This is a genomic window from Streptomyces sp. NPDC005808, from assembly GCF_042871385.1.
Classification (GTDB): domain Bacteria; phylum Actinomycetota; class Actinomycetes; order Streptomycetales; family Streptomycetaceae; genus Streptomyces.
This window is the reverse complement of the sequence record NZ_JBIAIK010000002.1, coordinates 149445-168972: the sequence shown is the minus strand read 5'-3', so window position 1 is coordinate 168972 and position 19528 is coordinate 149445. Positions and strand designations below refer to the sequence as shown.

Sequence of the window (19528 nt, the reverse complement as noted above, 5' to 3'; positions counted from 1 at the left end):
GCACTTTTCAGGCATTAGCCGTATTGTGCGGTTAGCCCTCCGAAACCTCTGCGTAAAGCTGCGAGAGTTCAGGCTCGCCACTGGACGCCCAGGTCTGGCCGGAGGCGACCACATCGATCTCCCGGCCGGACGTCAGACGCACCACGGGATGGCCGTCGGGCCAGACCTGCCAGACGGCTCCTGGGACGGTGCGCACGATCACCGTGCCGACGTACAGCCCCGCGTCGTTGCCGAGCCAGGGAAGGCTTTCCTCGTCGTCCCGCCAGCGTGGCAGCAGTTGGTCGAGCGCCTCCAACGAGGCCACGGAGTCGTCGAGTTCGACTCCGGCCAACTCCGCCTGGGAGCGCAGCAGATCACACTCGGCGAGGAGTTCGGCGACACCCTCGGAGTCGGCCGCGCCGTCGGAGACCACCGCGACACCGAACGCGGGGGCACGCTTCTTGCGCCATTTGCCGAGAAAAGGGATGTTCATCAACCCAGCGTGTCATTCACGCCGGGCGGCACACCACAGGCGCGCGGGGTCGTCTGTTCGAGAGACGTTCCCCTGTGTGGAGGCTGCGCTCCAAGTGGACGCCGGACCAAGGAAGTTCACCGCCGACCCGCCTCCCCTCAGACGTCGAGGTCCACCACGACCGGCGCGTGATCCGACGCGCCCTTGCCCTTGCGCTCCTCGCGGTCCACGTACGCGTCGGTGACGGCCTTCGAGAACGGCTCGTTCCCATAGACCAGGTCGATGCGCATGCCGCGGTTCTTCGGGAAGCCGAGCTGGCGGTAGTCCCAGTAGGTGAACGGGTGCTCGTACTTGAGGGGACGCGGGACCACGTCCGAGAGGCCCGCCTCGCGCAGGGCGGCGAGAGCGGCGCGCTCGGCCGGTGTGACGTGCGTGGCGCCGTCGAAGAGAGTGATGTCCCAGACGTCTTCGTCCGTCGGCGCCACGTTGTAGTCACCCAGCACCGCGAACGGCCGGCTGCCCGCCGCGTCGCCCGCGATCGCCGCCTTGAGGGCCTCGAACCACAGGATCTTGTACGCGTAGTGGGGGTTGTCCACCTCGCGTCCGTTCGGCACGTACACCGACCAGACGCGGACCGGGCCGCAGGTCGCGGAGACCGCGCGGGGCTCCTGGACACCGTCGAAGCCGGGGTCGCCCGGCAGGCCCTTGACGACGTCTTCCAGACCCACTCGGGAGACCACCGCCACGCCGTTCCACCGCCCCGTGGCGTGCACCGCCGACTCGTAGCCCAGTGCTCTCAGCTCATCGGCGGGGAACTGCTCGGCGGTGGTCTTGGTCTCCTGGATGCACAGCACGTCGGTGCCGCTGCTCTCCAGCCAGGCCAGCAGCCTCGGGAGACGGGCGGTGATCGAGTTCACGTTCCAGGTGGCGATGCGCATGACTCACAACTTACCGGCCGGGTACGACAACGAGCCCGGCGGCGCCTTGTGCGTGGGCCTTGTGCGCGGAGGGGCGGGTGCACGGGTCGCCGGGTGCGTGCGGGAGCCGTCCGTCTCCGGTGACTCAGACCTGCGCCGAGTCCCCCGGCGTGAGCCGCACGTGCTCAGAGCCGCCCAGGGCGCCGATCTGGCTGTCGTAGATCGGCCGGGCGAGGTCGGTGAGCAGGGCGTCGTGGATGTCGTACGCACGCTGCGGCTTGACCTCGCGCACATAGTCGATGACCTCGGAGATCTTGCTCCAGGGGGCCATCACGGGGAGCAGCAGCGTCTCGACCTGGTGGTCGGGGACGGTGAGGGCGTCGCCCGGGTGGAAGACACGGCCGTCGACGAGATAGCCGACGTTGGTGATGCGCGGGATGTCCGGGTGGATCACGGCGTGCAGTTCGCCGTGCGCCTGGACGTCGAAGCCCGCGGCGGTGAACGTGTCGCCGTGGCCGACGGTGTGCACGCGTCCCGGAAAGGCCGCCGAGATCTGGTCGGCGACCGACTTCAGAGTCCAGATCTCGGCGCCCGGGTTGGCCTCCAGGCCGGCCCGCAGCCGGTCCTCGCTGAAGTGGTCGGCGTGCTCGTGGGTGATCAGGATTGCGTCCGCGCCGACCGCCGCGTCCTCCTCACTGAAGGCGCCCGGGTCGATGACGAGCGTGCGTCCGTCCTTCTCCAGGCGGATGCAGGCGTGGGACTTCTTGGTGAACTTCATCAGCGTCATGGCTCCATCCTGCCCCCGTCGGCCCGGCGACGGCCTGCTGAGACTGGTGGTCCTACTGCCCGGATGAAGATCACGGGGGCGGTCACTCCTGGGGAGTTGTCTCCTCGCGGATGACCCGCTGGGCCACCTTGAAGGCGCTGTTCGCGGCCGGTACTCCGCAGTAGACGGCCGCCTGGAGGAGCACCTCCTTGATCTCCACCGGGGTGAGGCCGTTGCGCAGGGCGGCGCGGATGTGGAAGGCGAGTTCGTCGAGGTGACCGCCCGCGACCAGCGCGGTGAGCGTGACGCAACTGCGCGAGCGCCGGTCGAGCCCGGGCCGGTCCCAGATCTCGCCCCAGGCGTACCGGGTGACGAATTCCTGGAAGTCCCCGGAGAACTCGTCCGCCGAGGCCAGTGCCCGGTCCACGTGCGCGTCGCCGAGCACCTCGCGGCGCACCTTGATCCCGGCGTCGTACGGGTCGGGCCGCCCCAGGGTCTCGGCCCGCGCGACGGGCGCCGCGATCTCTGCCACCGGGACTCCCGGAGCGGGCGGGACCAGGACCGGCTTGACCGGGCCCGCCGGGATCGCCGTCTGGCCGGTCGCCGAGTCGAACGCGGGCTGCCAGGCGCTGGAGAAATGCCGTACCAGCAGATCGGTGACCGCGGCGGGCTGCTCCACGGGGACCAGGTGCGAGGCGCCGGGTACGACCGCGAGCCGGGCGTCCGGTATGCCGGCGACCAGGGTGCGGGCCTCGGCGGGCCCGGTGACCTGGTCGTCGGAGCCGACCAGGACGAGGGTCGGCACACCGATCCGGGGGAGTTCGGCCCGTACGTCGAACGCGGCGAGTGCCTCGCAGGCGGCGATGTAGCAGCCGGGGTCGGTGGTGCGCACCATCTGCACGGCCCACTCGGTGATCGCGGGCTGGGTGGCGGCGAACCCTTCCGTGAACCAGCGCTCGGGCGACATCCGGGCGATCGGGTCGAGCCCGTTCGTACGTACGATCACACCGCGCTGCCGGAACTCGTCCGCCGTTCCGAAGCGGGGTGAGGCGGCGATCACGCCGAGCGAGGCGAGCCGCTCCGGGCGGCTCAACGCCAGCTCGATCCCGACTGCGGCGCCGAACGCGCATCCCGCGTACCCGAAGCGCTGCACGCCGAGCCCGTCGAGCGTGGTGAGCAGCCGCTGGACGACTTCGGCGACCGAACCCGCCGGGTAGGCGGGCGCGCCACCGTGTCCGGGCAGGTCGAAGCGGAAGATCCGCCAGTGCTTCGCCAGCTCCGGGACCTGCCGGTCCCACATGTGCCAGGTGGTGCCGAGGGACGGGCCCAGGATCAGGACCGGGGCGTTTTCCGGGCCGTCGAAGCGGTACTGGAGGGCAGGGATCGTCGTCTCACTCACCGTTCCAAGCTAACTTCCGTCCCTGTGGGCGCGGACACAGGCCCTGTTTGTGCACGCCGCCCACACGGGTCCGCCACATGCGGGTGCATGCGCTCAGGACACCAGGTCGGGGTGTCGCACCACCGCGTCGTGGTCCGATCCCCGCACCTGCCCACCTCTCCGTGACACTGGACGGGTCGGCGGTACCGCCTGGACCGGTTCACCGAGTCGAAGCCTGCCTCGTCCTCCCATATGGGGACGCCGCCGGTCGGCCATTTCAACCTCGTCCGAGTAATGACTAGCGGCGGCTCTCCGCCTCCGCGTCCAAGACCCGCTCCGGCGCCGTGACGCCCGCCCCCATGGGTGCCCAAAGGGTCGCCGCGGAGATCAGGGTCACGGCCGCCGCACCCATGAGCATGGGTACGTTGCCGAGCCAGGCGGCCAGCGCACCGCCCGTAAGGGCTCCGACCGGCACCGTCGTGAGCAGCACCGCCTGCACGAGTCCCGCGACGCGGCCCTGCATGCCGTCAGGGGTGACCAGTTGTTGCGTGGTCGTCATGGAGATCATCCATATGGTGCCGGAGAGGCCGTAGCAGACCTGGTACGCGAGCAGCACAGGGAAGGCGAGACCCAGCGACGCGGCGGGGATCAGGAAGACGGCAGCGCCTGCCGCGAGTCCGAAGATCTGCGTGGCCCGCCACAGCCCCGAGGTCCTGGCAAAGCGTCCGGCGAGCAGAGCGCCCGCCAGGGTGGCCGCACTGTAGGCCGCGTACGTCGTGCCCAACTGCCAGGCAGGCAGGGCGAGATCGCGAGTCGCGTAGAAGACGTAGAGGGCGGCCGCCGCACCGCTGCCGGCGTTGAGTCCGGCGCCCGCCAGGACCATGCGGCGCAGCCGGCGCTCGGCGCGCACCACCGCGAGTCCCGTACGCAGCGAGCCGGCCAGGGACTTCGCGCGGGCGGCCCCCCGCGAGCCTGTCAGCCCGTTCAGCGCGGCGGGCAGCGCGAACAGAAAGAGCGCCTCGATTGCGTAGGCCGCACTGCCCGCGAGGAGCGCCGCGTCGGCTCCCAGCAGCCCGACCATGACACCGCCGAGCGCAGGTCCGCCGACCTGTCCGCTCGTACGGGCCGCGGTCAGCGCCGAGTTGGCGGCGAGGAGCCGCTCCGGTCCGACGACGCGCGGCAGCGCTGCCTGGAGTGCGACCGAGAGCGTGAAGGTCAGGGTGCCCGAGACGCCTGCGACCACGTACAGGTGCGCCAAGGTGACATGCCCCACTGCGCCGGCCAACGGGATCGAACCGACGACCAGGGTTTGCAGGATGGTCACCCACACGAGGAGCAGGCGCAGCCTGATCCGGTCGACGATCGCTCCGGCCAGCGGGCTCAGCACGGCGCCGGGCAGATAGGTCAGCGCCAGCAGCGCGGCCGCCCCGAGCGGTCCCGCGCCGAGGTCGGTCACTGCCAGCAGGGTCAGTGCGAGAGCGGTGATCTGCCGCCCGACGGAGCTGGCGACCTGCTCGCCGCACAGCAGCACGAAGGGACGGTGGCGACGCAGGGGGACCGTCCCGTCGGCCCGTGACGCGCCCACCCTCAGATCCCCGTGCAGGGAACGGGCCAACGGCGCAGCCGCGGCGGCAGGGCCACCGCCCAGCCGTCGGCGACGAGAGCGAGCCGCTCGGCCGCGAGCAGGTCGACGGCCTCCCGCTGCACGGCGTCGAGTTCACCGAGCGCCGTGGGCTCCTGGACCGTGGCGAAGGTGGCGAGCAGATCCGGGTGGTCGAGGGTGAACCTCGCCGAGGCGGGCCGCTCTCTGCGGTCCATGACGGTGATGAAGTCCGGGCCGCGGCGGTGGTAGAGCATGCCCGCGGGAAAGGCGGCGTACGAGGTGCGCCACGCGCTCAACTCGCCTGCTTCGTCAGGCCGTTCGACGGGCGGTGGGAGGTGATGCAGCATCCGTACGTACGGGGCGTCATGTGTGGCGAGCTCGTCGTCGCCTCGCGGCCGGTCTTCGTAGGCGATCTCCCAGTGCGTACGGAGCTGTTGGCACTGGCACTCGCGCAGGAACTGGACCGCCACCGCGGTCTCGCGTCCCGACCCGCCCAGGCGCAGCGGCACGTCCACGTGGACCTGTCGGCCGATCACGCGGTGGGGGACGGTCTCGGGAAGCCCGGTCATCCGGCCACCTCCTGACGGTCCGTGGATTGCGGAGCAGGGTTCGGGTCGATACGGACCGGCACGTCCCACGTGGGCAGGGACACGTACGTCCGCCCGTCGCGGAACACCAGCCCCGTCGCCTGAGCCTGCTGGATCCACTCGCTCAGCTCCTCGGCCGGGATGTCGTGTCCGTCGCCGGTCAGCAGCCGGCGCAGGGCCGGCTCCGTCCGCCCGTCCTCGAGGCGGCGCAGCGCTTGCGCCTGCCAGCCGGTCAGCCGGTGGGTGCGGCGGGGCCAGCCGTGGCGCCGGTCGTGTACGAGCAGTACGTCCACGCCCTCCTCCGGCTCCGCTTCCTCCATCACCAGGCTCGATCCGTGATGTCCGTCGCGCCATGCCGCGACGGCCCGCTTGAGCCGGCTCTCGGTCTCTCCGCCGATGCCCGCGTCCTCCGTCGTGAACAGGTAGACGAGGTCGGTGAGTTCGGACTCGGGCAGCTCGTAGACATGGTGATACATCTCGGCCGGTCGCCGCTTGCCGAAGCCGAACCCCGGGTCCGTGAAGTTCGGGCTGAAACGCTCCAGTTGGATGCGGTGGGCGCCGCCCGGGGGCTGCAGATGGACGAGGGCGGGCAGTTGGTCGACGACCGGGGCGTAGTCCTCGACGGTCTCGCCCGGGAAGCCGTACAGGTAGTTCCAGGTGACGGTCAGCGCGTGGTTCTCGCACTCACGGAGTGTGCGGACGTTACGGGCACCGCTGACGCCCTTGTCCATGAGGTCCAGGACCCGGTTGCTCAGGCTTTCGATGCCGGGCTGGATGAGCACGGCTCCGGCCCGCCCGAGGAGGGCGATCTGTTCACGAGTGAGGTTGGACTTGACCTCGTAGTGCATGCGCAGGTCCCAGCCGCTCTCGGCTGCGCGGGGCAGGAAGTCCTTGAAGTACGCCATGTCGATGATGTTGTCGACGGTGACGACGTCGAGGATGCGGTGCCGTCGTACGAGGTGGTCGATCTCGCTCCACAACTGCTCGCCGGACTTGGCGCGGAACGCCATGGAGGAGCCGTTGAGCCCGCAGAAGGTGCAGTGGTGCTTCTCGCCCCACCAGCAGCCGCGTGCCCCCTCCACCACCAGCTTCGGGTAGACGTATTCGAGGACGGGGGATGCGTCGAGGGCTGCCTGCCAGTGGTCGTAGTCGGGCGCGGGGATGTCGGAAGGCGCCACGGTGCGCCGGGACTCGGTGTTCGCCCGCGAGACCCGGCCGTCCGTCCGCCCTTCCCACCAGCACAGGCCCGGTACATCGGCCGGTGGCGTATCGGCGTCCAGGTGGCGCAGGAGCGCCGGGAAGGCGTACTCGCCCTCGCCGCGCACCACGTGGTCGACGAAGGGATGGTTGCGGTGCAGGGCGTGCCCCATCGGGCCGTCGCAGTTGCTGCCGCCGAAGACGACGGTGAGCCCTGGACGGTGGCGCTTGAGCTCCCTGGCCAGCGCGAGCGAGGGTACGTTCTGCATGAACGTGCTGGTGAACCCGACAACGTCCGGTTCCTGGGCGAGCACCGCCGTCGCGCACTCGGCGATGAACTCGGTCGCGTGGACCCTCATGTCGGAGGCGGTGTCGATGCAGAGGCCGCGACGTGCGGCGTACTCCTTCAGCCGGGCGACGCCCCAGTTCTCGTCCTCGTACAGCACACCCGAGAAGACCCAGTCACCGAGGCCGTCGAAGATCGAATCGCTGCCGATCGCCTCGTAGTCACCGGGGCGCAGCCGCCCGCCGGACCGTTCGAGGAGGAACTCCGCCCAGCGCAGCGAGCCGTGGAACTCACGCACATCGTCGTCCGGGCGGACCTGCCGTAACAGCTGGTGCAGCAGGCCCACTTGGAGAGAGGGCAGATCGATCGGATGCCACGGCATGGTCACCAGCTGTACGCGCACACCACTCTCCCCCGTCGCCGTCCCTCTGATGTCCCGCTGTCGCTCACGTTCCCGCCCGGTCAGCGGGTCGGCGGGCGCTTTTCCATGACGGCGGGCTTGCGGTTCGTGCGCTCCTCTTCGCGGATCACTACCTTTTTGATCTCCACGGCTCTCCCCTGGTCGACGACCTCGAACTCACGTGCCACGCAGAGCAGTTCACCTTACGAGGCATCACATAAGCCCCACAAGAACCCCTACGGCGGAGCGGCCCGCCCGTCCGAGGCCGTGCAGCACGGGATCACCGAGAGCGACTTCGGGATATTCGGGGTCGGGCCTGCGTCAGAGGTCGCCCGGTGCGCCGAGGCCCGTGAGCGCGCCGACCGGGTCGAGGTCGGGGGTGCCACGGGGCCACCAGTCGTCCTGGCCCGGTTCGGACTCGTACGCGTACCAGAGACCGCTGTGACCGAGGCGGAGTTGGGCGTGGCCTCGCGGGTGGGTGAGGTGGTTGCGCCAGGGGCGGAAAGCGGGGAGATCGGCGGCGAGGAGCAGCGGACGGGCCCGGTCGAAGCGGCCCGCCGGTGGATCCCAGGGCTCCTCGAGGACGGTGAGCCCTTCGAAGCCGCCCTGCCGCCAGGCGGCGACCGCACGCGCGAGGTCGGGCCGGGTGCGTCCCGCCGCGGCGGCGAGCGAGGCGTAGAGGGTGCGGGTCGCTGCGGTGAGGCCGGAACCGGGCCGGGCGGCGGCGAGACGCACCGCGTCCTGCCAGAGCGTCAGGCCCGCGACCGGATCGCGGCCCGCGGTGAGCAGCGCGTGGGCGCGGGCGGCCGCGTCGGTGGCCAACTGGTCGAGCGCGAACGGGTCCGGGCCGCCCGGTGCGTCCGGGTAGGTCGGCGGCTGCTCGGGGTGCGCGGGCGGTGGGAGTGGCGACGGGAGGGGTGGCAGTACGCGCCGCGCGAGGGCGTCGCGGGCGCGGATGCCGGGGAGGGGGGTCGGTTTCTGGTCCTGGGCGGCGCGGGCGGTCCGGGCCGCGTTGCGGCGGGACAGCGCGTCGAGCAGCTCGCGTTCGCCGCGGCCGCGCAGGAGGAGGAGCACGAAGGGATCTTCGTCCAGCAGCCGTGCGGTTTGGTAGCAGAGGGCCGCTGCGTGCTTGCAGGGGTGCCCGAAGTCGGGGCAGCTGCAGTGCGGTTCGAGCTCGCCGGGGCCGGGGAGCAGGGCGACCCCGCACTCGGCGAGCGACTTGGGCATCTCCTTGTCGAGCAGGGCGGCGATGTCCCCGGGCCGTTCGGCGACCGCGTCGAGGAAACGGTCCCAGTCGGCGTCCGACAGCGTCCCGACGGCGACCTGCACGCGATAGGGCCGCGGACGGCTCCCGTGCACGTACGCGAGGACCAGTCCCGGCGTGACGGTGACCGCGTCCACGTGCCCGCGGCCGGCATACGCCCGCCCCCGTGCGAGCCGCGCCGTATCGAGCGCCCCCTCCTCCAGCGCCCTCACCCACGCGTTCCCCCACCACGTCTCCGCGAAGCCGTCGTCCCCCGACGCCCGCGCCGGAAAGGCCTCGAACGTACGGCGCAACTCACCGTCGCGACCAGGGGATCCCATGGAACGCGGGAGCTGCCGCATGGCCGTGGCCGCAGACCGCGCTGTCGGCCCGGGGTGCGCGGGGCGCGGGGCGCGGGTTGCTTCGGGCGGGGACGGGGGCGTGGCGTCCGGGGAGGCGACGGTCGCGGGATCGGACTGCGGAGGGTGCGCGTCCGAGGTCGTCCCGCCTGCGGCTCCGGGCTGCGCGCCCTGGACCACAACCGGTCCGCGCGGTGCCCCGTCAGGCTGCGCCCCAGGCGAATCGGAAGTCGTGCCGTGTGGGTCCGCAGGCCGCGCCCCCGAGTCCCGGATCGGCTCCCACGCGGCAACGGCTCGCTCGGGCTGCGCATTCCGGGGCGCCTCGGACGTGTCCCCGGCCTGCGCCGAGCGCGATTCCCGGATTGCCTCGCCATCGCCACCGCGCCGCGCCGGGCCCGCACTTGAGGTCGCTTCGGGCCGGTCGTCCGCGAGTGCCGGCCGGTGTTTCGCTGTCCTGGCGTCGACCGGGGCGGAGAAGTCGGCTCCGGTCGTGTCGCGCGGTGCCGTGTCGGAGGGCGGGTGGAAGGCGCCGGCGAGCAGCTCGCGTACGTCTTGAGGCGCGGTTCGCCGGTCCTGGCTCCCGGTGTTCCGTCGGGCCCGGGAGGCCGTTGGCGCGGGGTCGGCGGAACGGCGTCCCACCTCACCCCCCCTGTTGCCGGGGTTTGTCACCCGCTTGGTTCCGGCGCCCGTCCGCGCCGCCTGCCTCGCCTCACCCCGCGCGGCACGCAATGCCTCGCGCGCAATGTCCCCCGGGCGCGAGGCCCCTGCTGCGGGACTGCCCGTGGGGGTGGCCGATGTCTCGGCCCCCGTACGGACCGGCGTCTCAGCCCCCGTCTCCACCGGCGTCTCAGCCTCCGTCGCCGCGGGCGCCTCGGCCCCCTTCTCCACCCGCGTCTCAGCCCCCGTCTCCACGGGCGCCTCCATCGGCGTCTCGACCGACGCCTCTACCGGCGTATCGGCCTCGGCAGGAGACTGTGCCTGGCTCGGGTCCACGGCTCCGTCGGACACCTCAGCCGCGCCGGCACGGGCGCCCTGACCCGCTCCGGTACCGGCGGCGGACCTCCCCGCCACCGCCCGCCGCAGCGCCTCGCGCGCCGCGTCGCCCGGTCGTGCCCCTCGGGAGGACGCCCTCTTGGGAGGCGCACCGGCCGCGACCCGCTCAGCCGACTGATCGGACTGGTCCGGCTGGTCCGACCGTTCGGACCGTTCGGACTGGTCGGACCGGTCGGACTGGTCGGACTGGTCGGACCGGTCGGCCTGGTCCGAGTCGTCAGCCGCCTTGTCCGCCCGGACCTCGCGCTCCCTCGCCGCCCGCAGCGCCCGGCGGGCCGCGTCAGCGGGGCGCGTCCCTGGCGCAGGGCGTGACTGGTCGGTGCCCGAACCCTCGGCCACTCCAGGGGGTTCCTCCACGCCGCCGTTCACCCGGACCGCCGGAGGGAGACCAGGTCCGACAGCTCGCGGTCGGTCAGCTCGGTGAGGGACGCCTCGCCGGATCCTAGGATCGCGTCCGCGAGGGCCCGCTTCGCTTCGAGCATCTCGGCGATGCGGTCCTCCACCGTGCCTTCGGTGATGAGGCGGTGCACCTGGACGGGCTGGGTCTGGCCGATGCGGTAGGCACGGTCGGTGGCCTGTTCCTCGACGGCCGGGTTCCACCAGCGGTCGAAGTGGACGACATGGCCCGCCCTGGTCAGATTCAGGCCGGTGCCGGCGGCCTTCAGGGAGAGCACCAGGACCGGGGTCGAACCGCTCTGGAAACGGTCCACCATGTGCTCACGCTCAGGGATCGCGGTTCCGCCGTGGAGGAGCTCCACCGGGACCGCGCGGGCGGCGAGATGTTCGGTGATGAGACGCGCCATGCCGACGTACTGCGTGAAGACCAGTGCCGAGCCGTCCTCGGCGAGCAGCGTGTCCAACAGCTCGTCGAGCAGGGCGAGTTTGCCGGACCGGGCGGAGGGTCCATGGGCGGCTGCCCGGGCGTCCTCCTTCAGATACAGCGCCGGGTGGTTGCAGATCTGCTTGAGGGAGGTGAGGAGTTTCAGGACCAGGCCCCGGCGCGCGATGCCGTCGGCGATCTCGATGGCGAGCAGCGACTCGCGGACCACCGCCTCGTAGAGAGAGGCCTGTTCGCGGGTCAGCGGGACCGGATGATCCGTCTCCGTCTTCGGCGGAAGCTCGGGGACGATGCCGGGGTCCGACTTCTTGCGGCGGAGCAGGAAGGGGCGGATCAGCCGGGCCAGGCGTGTCACCGCTTCCTCGTCCTCGCCGTTCTCCACGGCGCGCGCGTGCCGGGCACGGAAGGACTTGAGGGGGCCGAGCAGACCGGGGGTGGTCCAGTCGAGCAGGGCCCAGAGTTCGGAGAGGTTGTTCTCCACGGGCGTGCCGGTCAGCGCCACGCGCGCGGGGGCCGGGATCGTCCGGAGCGCCTTCGCCGTCGCCGAGTAGGGGTTCTTGACGTGCTGGGCCTCGTCCGCGACGACCATGCCCCAGCTCTGCTGGGAGAGGTGTGCCGCGGCCGACCGCATGGTGCCGTAGGTGGTGAGGACGAATCCGCCGTCGAGGTCCTGCAGGGTGCGGTCGGGTCCGTGGAAGCGGCGGACGGGGACGCCGGGCGCGAACCGGGTGATCTCCCGCTGCCAGTTGCCCAGCAGCGAAGCGGGGCAGACGACCAGGGTCGGCTCGGGGCGGGCCCGGCGCAGGTGCAGCGCGATGAGGGTGACGGTCTTGCCCAGCCCCATGTCGTCGGCGAGGCAGCCGCCGAGGCCGAGGGACGTCATGAGGTCCAGCCAGGCGAGACCCCGGAGTTGGTAGTCCCGGAGCTTGGCCTGGAGACCGGGTGGTGGCTCGACAGGAGTGACGCCCGCCGTCAGCCGGTCGCGCAGCGCGGCCAGTGCGCCGACCGGCACCGCCTCGACCGTCTCGCCGTCCACCTCGGCACTCCCAGTGAGCGCGACGGAGAGGGCGTCGACCGGGTCGAGCAGGCCCAGTTCGCGTTTGCGGGCCTTGCGGACGAGGGCCGGATCGACGAGCACCCACTGGTCACGCAGCCGTACGACCGGACGGTGGGCCTCGGCCAGGGTGTCCATCTCCGCCTCGGTGAGCGGGTCACCGCCGAGCGCCAACTGCCAGCGGAACTGGAGCAGTTCCTCGCTCTCGAAGAACCCGGTGCCGTCCGTGGCCGATCCCGGCGCCGGGCGCACCACCGCCGCCGCGCTCAGATCGTGGGCAAGGTCCCGGGGCCAGTGCACGGCGACTCCGGCCGCGCCGAGCCGGTTCGCCGCGATGCCGAGCAGGTCGGACAACTCCTCCTCGGAGAGCGCGAGTACGTCCGGCACATCCTGCTCGGACAACCGGTCCAGAGGCGGCCAGACACGGGCCGCGCGACGGACGGCCAGGGCGGCGTCCACACGCGCGCGCGGACCGAACGTCGCGTCGGCCTCGCCCGCCCACAATGCCGCAGCGTCGACGACGAGGGTGGGATCGGCGAGGCTGTGCACCTGCACGACGGCCGCACCCGCGCGGCGCGCTCCCTCACCGTCGTCGAAGAGCTGGTACGCCGACAGGTCCAGGCGGAGCGAGATCCGCACACCCGCGTCCATGCCCGCGGCGACCTCCGCGGCCCAGTCGTGGGCGCCGGGCAGCCGCTGCGGCGCGACCGCGGCGAAGGGTTTGCCGGAGGTGTACCGAGCTGCCGGGGTGCGCGGCAGTGTGTCGGCGACCGCGTCCAGGAAGGACCGCATCAGCGCTTCCGGTTCCGGCAGCCGGAGCGGGCCCTTCCCGGGGAGGGGGACGGCGTGTCCTTCGTACGGCAGGGCCGCGGCGACGGCCCTCAGGTGTGCGATGTCGTCCGGGTCCAGCGGGCCCGCCCGCCAGGCGTCGAAGCCTTCCGCTGTCAGGCCCGGCAGCAGCCTCCCGCGCGCGACGAGTCGCAGCGCGTGCAGCGCGGCCGCGCCCCAGCAGGCCGTGGCGGGATGCGCGGCGGGGTCGCGGCGCGCCCCGGCCAGCAGCGGCAGTGCCTCGTCGATCGGCAGGCACACAGCCGGGACGGTGCCTCTGCGGATTCCGGCACCATGCCGCCGTACCACCGTCAGCTCCGTCGGCTCCGTCGGCTTCCCGGACGGTCCTCGCTCGACGCTCTCGCCGGACGGCAGCTCCCGCGCGTCCTTGTCCTCGTCCTCATGTTCGCCCGCGTCGGACGGCAGGGGCTCGGCGTCCGGATCCCAGAAGGCGACCCGCCCCTCGCGCGGCAGCGGCGCGGGCAGGAATACCGCGGCGAGGCGCACCGGGACCGCCTTCTCGGCCACCGCATCCATCCTGTCCCCCATACGCCCGGTCACCTCCCGCCCGTCAGTCCGATCAGTTGTCTTCGACTGTACGGGCGGGCTCTGACAATCAGCCTCGACGGCAGCGCTGTCGGCCGGCCGCGCGCTCAGGGAGTGGTGCGCGAGACCACGTACACCATGGGGTGCTCGGGGTTGGCCAGGTTCACGACGATGTCCTGGGTCGGTGCCGGGTCCTTCTGCTTGTGGACGAGGCCCCACCACGGACCGGGGCCGGTGAACTCCCAGCCGACGACCTGCTGGTCGCGGGCGCTGATCGTGAAGTCGTCCTGCTTCAGAGCGGCGCGGCTGGTGCCGACGTAGCCCAGGAACCTGTCCAGGCCCGCGCTGTCGGTGCCGAACTGGACGTACAGGCGACTGGTCTTCCAGTTGTTGGTCTCGTAGTAGGCGACGTCGGTCGAGAACCCCGGAATGGTGACCTGGTAGACGCGGCGCTGGACGCGCGACGGCCAGCCCACGGTGAGGCCGGTCGCCGAGTACTTCTCCTCCTTCTGCTTGCCGGCGTCGCGGCTCTGGTTGGCGGAGATCACCAGATAGCCGGCCGGGACGCCGATGAGCAGACCGATGATCAGCAGGGTGAGAGCGCGGCGGCGGAACTTGTGGCGCGGGTTCTCGGGCGGCCGTTCGGGCTCGTCCGGCGGCGACGCCTGACGCGGCAGCGAGGCCGTCACAGCGACTCCTGGGACGTACGGCGGGACTCCACGAAACGCTCGTACCGCTCGTAGCGCTCCACCCGGCGGCGGTTGGCTCGGCGGAAGCGGCGGGCGACGAGCCTGGCGAGGTCGGCGGCGCCGACCATGCCTGCCTCGGGGCCGAGCTGGGCGCGGGCGATGCGCGCCTCGGGACGGTAGCCGCGGCCGGTGAGATGCCTGCGGAACGCGTCCCGCGCGGGCACGATCAGCAGGTCGTCGGCCGCGCTGACGCCGCCGCCGATCACGAAGCAGGAGGGGTCCAGGGCCGCCGCGAGGTTGGCGATGCCGACGCCCAGCCACTGTCCGATGTCCTGGAGCAGCTCGATGCACATGGCGTCGCCCTCGCGGGCCAGCTCGGTGATCAGCGGCCCGGTGATGTCGGGGATGCTGCCCTTGACCCGCTCGATGAGCCCGTACGCCACCGGGGAGTCGGCGGCGGCGAGTTCGCGGGCCTCGCGTACCAGCGCGTTGCCGGAGCTGTACTGCTCCCAGCAGCCGCGGTTGCCGCACGGGCAGCGGTGACCGCCGGGCACGACCTGCATATGGCCGAACTCGCCCGCCACGCCGAACTTGCCGCGCTTGACCTGGCCGTCCTCCAGGATCGAGCCGCCGATGCCGGTGCCCAGCGTGATCATGACCAGGTGGTCCTCGCCGCGGCCCGCGCCGAAGCGCCACTCGGCCCAGGCGGCGGCGTTGGCGTCGTTGTCGACCAGGACGGGGACGGCGAGGCGGCTGGAGATGCGGTCCCGGAGGGGCTCGTTGCGCCACGACAGGTGCGGGGCGAACAGGATGCGGTTGCGGTCGGCGTCGACCCAGCCGGCCGCGCCGATACCGACCGCGTGCACGTCGTGCCGGTCGGAGAGGTCCAGGACCAGTTCGACGATGGTGTCCTCGACGACCCTGGGGCTCTTGGACTTGTCCGGCGTCTCGGCGCGGAGCTTCTCCAGGATGTTGCCGTCGGCGTCGACGACACCCGCCATCACCTTCGTGCCGCCGATGTCGATGCCGACGGTGGGGACGCGAGGGGCCGTCAGGTGGGAACGGCGCTCGCGCGTTCCCACGGTCCGCAGGACGGTGGCCCGCGCGGAGCCGCGGTGTGCGAGGTCGCGGTAGGTGCTCATCGCGCCGATTCTGCCCTACGCACGCGCTGGCCTGCACGGTGGGAGACCGGGGGCGCCTCGGCCGATCCGTACATCCCGGGCGCAGACCGGGCCGCGCCCCGCGGCGGGGGCCGGATGTGTCAGAGCCACGCGCCTCTCAAGTGGCCCGTTCCAGCTCGTGCCGCAGGTCGTCCAGTTCGCTCCCGCCCGCCATCTGGCGGGTCAGCTCATCGAGCGTGATCTCGTTGCGCAGGTGGCTGCCGGACATCGTGCCCCGCTTCAACAGTACGAAGCGGTCGCCCACGAGGTAGGCGTGGTGCGGGTTGTGGGTGATCAGGACAACGCCCAGACCGGCATCCCGTGCTGCGGCCACATATTTGAGGACCACACCGGACTGCTTGACGCCGAGGGCGGCGGTGGGCTCGTCGAGAACGAGAACCTTGGCGCCGAAGTGGACGGCGCGGGCGATCGCCACGCACTGGCGCTCGCCGCCGGAGAGGGTGCCGATGGGCTGGTCGACGTCACGCAGGTCGATGCCCATGCGCAGGAGTTCCGCATGGGTGGTCCTGCGCATGAGGTCGATGTCCATGCGCTTGAAGGGCGTGACGCCCTTGGACGGCTCGGAGCCGAGGAAGAAGTTCCGCCAGACCGGCATCAGCGGGACGACGGCGAGGTCCTGGTAGACCGTGGCGATGCCGCGGTCCAGGGCATCGCGCGGGGACGACAGTCGGGTCTCCTCGCCCTCGATGCGCAGGGTTCCCGCGTCGTGCTGGTGCAGACCCGCGATGATCTTGATGAGGGTCGACTTGCCCGCGCCGTTGTCGCCGAGCACACAGGTGATCTCGCCCGCGTGGACCTCCAGTGAGACGCCTTCGAGGGCGCGGATGTTGCCGTAGTACTTACTGACGTCGTCGAGCTCGACGAGTGCCGCACGTTCCGGGGCGGCCGCGTCCTTCGTCATCTTCGTGTCTGTCGTCATTTCGTCGCCTCCGCGTTCGCGTCCGTCGTCATTTCGTCGCCTCCGCGTTCGCGTCCGTCGTCATTTCGTCGCCTCCGCGTTCGCGTCCGTCGTCATTTCGTCGCCTCCGCGCGCTTGCGGACCCAGTGATTGAGCAGGGTCGCCAGGAGCAACATCACTCCCAGGAAGAACTTGAACCAGTCCGGGTTCCACTCGGCGAACACGATGCCCTTGCTGACCATGCCGAAGATCAGCGCACCGACCGCCGCACCGACCGCGGAGCCGTAGCCGCCGGTGATCAGACAGCCGCCGATGACGGCCGCGATGATGTACGTCAGCTCGTTGCCGACACCCTCACCGGACTGCACGACGTCGAACGAGAACAACAGGTGTTGCCCGGAGATCCAGGCGCCGAAGGCGACGCCCATGTAGAGGCCGATTTTCGTCTTGTCGACCGGCACGCCGACCGCGCGGGCCGCTTCCTCGCCACCGCCGACGGCGAAGATCCAGTTGCCGATGCGGGTGCGCAGCAGGATCCAGGTGGCGATGACGATCAGGCCCAGCCACCACAGGATGGTGATCTTGAAGTCGACGCCGCCGATGGTGAGCGTCGAGGCGAAGACGTCCTGGGCGGAGGAGAAGCCCTGCATGTCGGAGATCGACTTGGTCGAGACCGTGCCGCTGATCAGCTTGGTGAAGCCGAGGTTCATACCGGTCAGCATCAGGAAGGTGCCGAGCGTGATGATGAAGCTGGGCGGGTCGGTGCGGGTCAGCATGACGCCGTTGAAGACGCCGATCGCCAGCGTGACGACCAGCGAGACGAGGACGCCGACCCAGACGTTGGCGGTCATCTGGTAGCTGAACATCGAGGAGATCAGCGCGGAGGACGTCACCATGACGCCCGCGGACAGGTCGAACTCGCCGCCGATCATGAGCAGTGCGACCGGTACGGCCATGATGCCGATGGTCGAGGAGGCGTACAGGACCGTACTGAGGCTGGCCGCCCGCACGAAGCTGTCCGCGAAGATCGCGAAGAAGAGGAAGACCGCGACCGCGCCGACCACCGAGCCGAGTTCCGGCCGGCCCAGGAGCTTGCGCAGCGGCGAGGTCTTGAGGAGGCGCTCGTCGGACTTGGCCCGAGGCGCGGGCGCGGGCGCTGTGGCGGTCACCGGGTCCCCCGCTCGGCGTACTCCTGCAGAGCGGCGGCCATGTCCTTGGTGATGATCTGCGGTCCGGTCAGAACCGGCTCGCCTCCGCCGAGGACATCGGCGTTGTACTTGTACAGCCAGAGCAGGTCGACGGCCTCGTACCCCTGAAGGTAGGGCTGCTGATCGACGGCGAAGCCGAGCGTGCCGTCCTTGAGCTCCGCCGCCACCTTCGCGTTCAGGTCGAAGGTGTCGATCTCGGCCTTGCTGCCGGCGTCCGCCTTGGCCTTCACCGCGGTGTCCGCGTAAGGAGCGCCCAGCGTGACGACCGTGTCGATGGAACTGTCGGCCTGGAGCTTGGCGCCGATGGAGGACTGCACGTCGGGCATGCTCGTGCCCGTGACGTAGAGGTTCTCCACGGTGCCGTCGAAGGTCTTCTTGATGCCCGCGCAGCGCTGCTCGTGGCCGACGTTGCCCTGCTCGTGCAGGATGCACAGGGCCTTCTTCCTGCCCCGCTTGTTCAGTTCGTCGCCCACCGCCTCACCGGCGATCGTCTCGTCCTGACCGATGTGCGTGAGCGCGCCGAACGCCTTGGACTCCTCGGATCCCGAGTTCACGGTGATCACGGGGATGCCGGCCTTCTCGGCGCGGGCGACCGCCGCCTTCATGGCGTCGGGCTTGGCGAGCGTGACGATGATGCCGTCGACCTTCTTGTCGACCGCGGCGTCCACGAGCTGCGCCTGCTGCTGTGCCTCGTCGTCGTGCGAGTACAGGAAGTTGATGTTGTCCTTGACAGCGGCCTGCTCGGCTCCGCTCTGGACGATGTCCCAGAAGGTGTCGCCGTCGCCCGAGTGGGTGATCATCGCGAAGGTCCACTCAGGAGTGTTCACCGCTGCCTTGCCCTGGGCGGCCGCCGCCTGCCGGGCGTCCTCGGCCCGCTTACCGCCGGTGGCGCTGCATCCCGCGAGGGACACCCCCAGCGCCCCTGCGAGCGCGATGCTTACCCAGGTCCGAGTCCGTGCCACGAGGCCGTGCCCTTCTTGCCGTGCCGCTTGGTGCGCCGGGCCCTGCGGACTGCCCGGAGGGCCGTCCCATGGATCCCGGGGGCCGGCACCTCACCGGCCCAAACGCCCAAGTATCAGTCACGGGGATCATGCGTCCCACCGGCGGGTCCGGCGCACGGCGTACTTCTGCCGCTGCGGTACGCCCTTCTCAGTGACGATCTTCAGGCAGGACAGGCAGGAACTGTCAGCGCAGCTGCCGCGCGTCAGGGCCGTACGAGGAGCTGGAACTCGAAGGAGTAGCGCGAGGCCCGGTAGGTGTGGGACCCGAACTCGACCGTGCGGCCGGTGTCGTCGAAAGTGGTGCGCTGCATGGTGAGCAGGGGTGCACCGGCGGGCTCGCCGAGCCGCTCGCCCTCCTCCGCGGTGGCCGCGCGGGCACCGATGGACTGGCGGGCGCTGTGCAGCGTGATGCCCGTGGCGCGCATCAGCCGGTACAGGCCCGTGGCCTCCAACTGGTCGGAGTCGAACTTCAGCAGCCCGGGTGGCAGATGGTTGCAGAGGTACGCCATCGGCTCTCCGTGGGCGAGCCGCAGCCGCTCGACACGGTGTACGTCGCTGCCCTCGGCCACCGACAGGGCGGCCGCGACCTCGGCGGACGCCGGCTCCATGGTGTTGACGAGCACCCGGGTCGCGGGACGCTGCCCGGCCGCCTCCAGGTCGTCGTACAGGCTGCTGAGTTCCAGCGGGCGCTTGACCTGGCTGTGCACGACCTGGGTGCCGACGCCCCGGCGCCGCACGAGCAGGCCCTTGTCGACGAGGGACTGGATGGCCTGGCGGACGGTGGGTCGGGAAAGCCCGAGCCGTCCGGCGAGCTCGATCTCATTGCCCAGGAGGCTGCCCGGGGTCAGCGATCCGTGCTCGATCGCGGCCTCCAGTTGCTGGGACAGCTGGAAGTAGAGCGGGACCGGGCTGCTGCGGTCGACGCTGAGCTGGAGCGACACGGTCGGGTCCACATCTGGTTTGGGCACGGCCCCGAGCGTAGCTCCGGGAGATGTTGACGGGAAGTTGTGAAGTTCGATTGTCCGGACAAACCATTGACAGGGTG

16 protein-coding genes are annotated in these 19528 nt (G+C 71.1%); all 16 read right to left on the bottom strand.

Going from position 1 to position 19528, the window contains the following annotated elements:
- Window positions 1–31: 31 nt before the first annotated feature.
- The 16 genes from ACFYPC_RS04305 to ACFYPC_RS04230 all read right to left on the bottom strand — a co-directional run bounded on the left by ACFYPC_RS04305 (window position 32) and on the right by ACFYPC_RS04230 (window position 19424).
- Window positions 32–472 (bottom strand): DUF6278 family protein, encoded by a 441-nt coding sequence (locus ACFYPC_RS04305; RefSeq protein ID WP_388670503.1) that lies wholly within the window; start codon window positions 470–472, stop codon window positions 32–34.
- A gap of 137 nt (window positions 473–609) precedes the next feature.
- On the bottom strand, window positions 610–1389 hold the full coding sequence (locus ACFYPC_RS04300; protein WP_388670500.1) for an exodeoxyribonuclease III: 780 nt from the start codon (window positions 1387–1389) through the stop codon (window positions 610–612).
- 124 nt (window positions 1390–1513) lie between these two features.
- Window positions 1514–2146, bottom strand: coding sequence for an MBL fold metallo-hydrolase (locus ACFYPC_RS04295; protein WP_388671987.1), 633 nt, complete (start codon window positions 2144–2146; stop codon window positions 1514–1516).
- A 91-nt stretch (window positions 2147–2237) separates the two neighbouring features.
- The gene (gene pcaC, locus ACFYPC_RS04290) at window positions 2238–3533 is read right to left on the bottom strand and encodes a 4-carboxymuconolactone decarboxylase (RefSeq protein ID WP_388670497.1); all 1296 of its coding nucleotides are present in this window, start codon (window positions 3531–3533) and stop codon (window positions 2238–2240) included.
- Window positions 3534–3810: 277 nt separating this feature from the next.
- Complete coding sequence (locus ACFYPC_RS04285) at window positions 3811–5097, bottom strand: MFS transporter (RefSeq protein WP_388670494.1); 1287 nt, start codon at window positions 5095–5097, stop codon at window positions 3811–3813.
- 2 nt (window positions 5098–5099) lie between these two features.
- Window positions 5100–5684: a DUF5825 family protein gene (locus tag ACFYPC_RS04280; RefSeq protein WP_388670491.1), complete on the bottom strand. Its 585-nt coding sequence runs from the start codon at window positions 5682–5684 to the stop codon at window positions 5100–5102.
- Window positions 5681–7588, bottom strand: a complete 1908-nt coding sequence (locus tag ACFYPC_RS04275) for a RiPP maturation radical SAM C-methyltransferase (RefSeq protein ID WP_388670488.1) — start codon at window positions 7586–7588, stop codon at window positions 5681–5683. The genes ACFYPC_RS04280 and ACFYPC_RS04275 overlap by 4 nt, the downstream gene beginning before the upstream one ends.
- Window positions 7589–7647: 59 nt before the next feature.
- On the bottom strand, window positions 7648–7773 hold the full coding sequence (locus ACFYPC_RS04270) for a hypothetical protein (protein ID WP_388670485.1): 126 nt from the start codon (window positions 7771–7773) through the stop codon (window positions 7648–7650).
- A 133-nt stretch (window positions 7774–7906) separates the two neighbouring features.
- Window positions 7907–10195 (bottom strand): SWIM zinc finger family protein, encoded by a 2289-nt coding sequence (locus ACFYPC_RS04265; RefSeq protein ID WP_388671984.1) that lies wholly within the window; start codon window positions 10193–10195, stop codon window positions 7907–7909.
- Window positions 10196–10605: 410 nt separating this feature from the next.
- Window positions 10606–13509 (bottom strand): DEAD/DEAH box helicase, encoded by a 2904-nt coding sequence (locus ACFYPC_RS04260; RefSeq protein WP_388670482.1) that lies wholly within the window; start codon window positions 13507–13509, stop codon window positions 10606–10608.
- Window positions 13510–13613: 104 nt separating this feature from the next.
- Entirely contained in the window at window positions 13614–14195 is a 582-nt protein-coding gene (locus ACFYPC_RS04255; protein WP_388670479.1) for a sugar kinase, read from the bottom strand.
- Window positions 14192–15337: an ROK family glucokinase gene (locus tag ACFYPC_RS04250; RefSeq protein WP_388670476.1), complete on the bottom strand. Its 1146-nt coding sequence runs from the start codon at window positions 15335–15337 to the stop codon at window positions 14192–14194. Before ACFYPC_RS04250 ends, ACFYPC_RS04255 begins: the two co-directional genes overlap by 4 nt.
- Window positions 15338–15473: 136 nt before the next feature.
- The gene (locus tag ACFYPC_RS04245; RefSeq protein ID WP_388670473.1) at window positions 15474–16295 is read right to left on the bottom strand and encodes an ATP-binding cassette domain-containing protein; all 822 of its coding nucleotides are present in this window, start codon (window positions 16293–16295) and stop codon (window positions 15474–15476) included.
- A 92-nt stretch (window positions 16296–16387) separates the two neighbouring features.
- Window positions 16388–17443, bottom strand: a complete 1056-nt coding sequence (locus ACFYPC_RS04240; RefSeq protein WP_388670470.1) for an ABC transporter permease — start codon at window positions 17441–17443, stop codon at window positions 16388–16390.
- Window positions 17440–18444, bottom strand: coding sequence for a sugar ABC transporter substrate-binding protein (locus ACFYPC_RS04235; RefSeq protein WP_388670467.1), 1005 nt, complete (start codon window positions 18442–18444; stop codon window positions 17440–17442). The genes ACFYPC_RS04240 and ACFYPC_RS04235 overlap by 4 nt, the downstream gene beginning before the upstream one ends.
- A gap of 242 nt (window positions 18445–18686) precedes the next feature.
- The gene (locus ACFYPC_RS04230) at window positions 18687–19424 is read right to left on the bottom strand and encodes a GntR family transcriptional regulator (protein ID WP_388671981.1); all 738 of its coding nucleotides are present in this window, start codon (window positions 19422–19424) and stop codon (window positions 18687–18689) included.
- Between the last annotated feature and the right edge of the window lie 104 nt (window positions 19425–19528).

What these genes read in the sequence shown, in the direction of transcription:
- ACFYPC_RS04305 (WP_388670503.1), bottom strand. Translation starts at nt 472, where the DNA reads ATGAACATCCCTTTTCTCGGCAAATGGCGCAAGAAGCGTGCCCCCGCG.
- ACFYPC_RS04300 (WP_388670500.1), bottom strand. Translation starts at nt 1,389, where the DNA reads ATGCGCATCGCCACCTGGAACGTGAACTCGATCACCGCCCGTCTCCCG.
- ACFYPC_RS04295 (WP_388671987.1), bottom strand. Translation starts at nt 2,146, where the DNA reads ATGAAGTTCACCAAGAAGTCCCACGCCTGCATCCGCCTGGAGAAGGAC.
- ACFYPC_RS04280 (WP_388670491.1), bottom strand. Translation starts at nt 5,684, where the DNA reads ATGACCGGGCTTCCCGAGACCGTCCCCCACCGCGTGATCGGCCGACAG.
- ACFYPC_RS04260 (WP_388670482.1), bottom strand. Translation starts at nt 13,509, where the DNA reads ATGGGGGACAGGATGGATGCGGTGGCCGAGAAGGCGGTCCCGGTGCGC.
- ACFYPC_RS04250 (WP_388670476.1), bottom strand. Translation starts at nt 15,337, where the DNA reads ATGAGCACCTACCGCGACCTCGCACACCGCGGCTCCGCGCGGGCCACC.
- ACFYPC_RS04245 (WP_388670473.1), bottom strand. Translation starts at nt 16,295, where the DNA reads ATGACGACAGACACGAAGATGACGAAGGACGCGGCCGCCCCGGAACGT.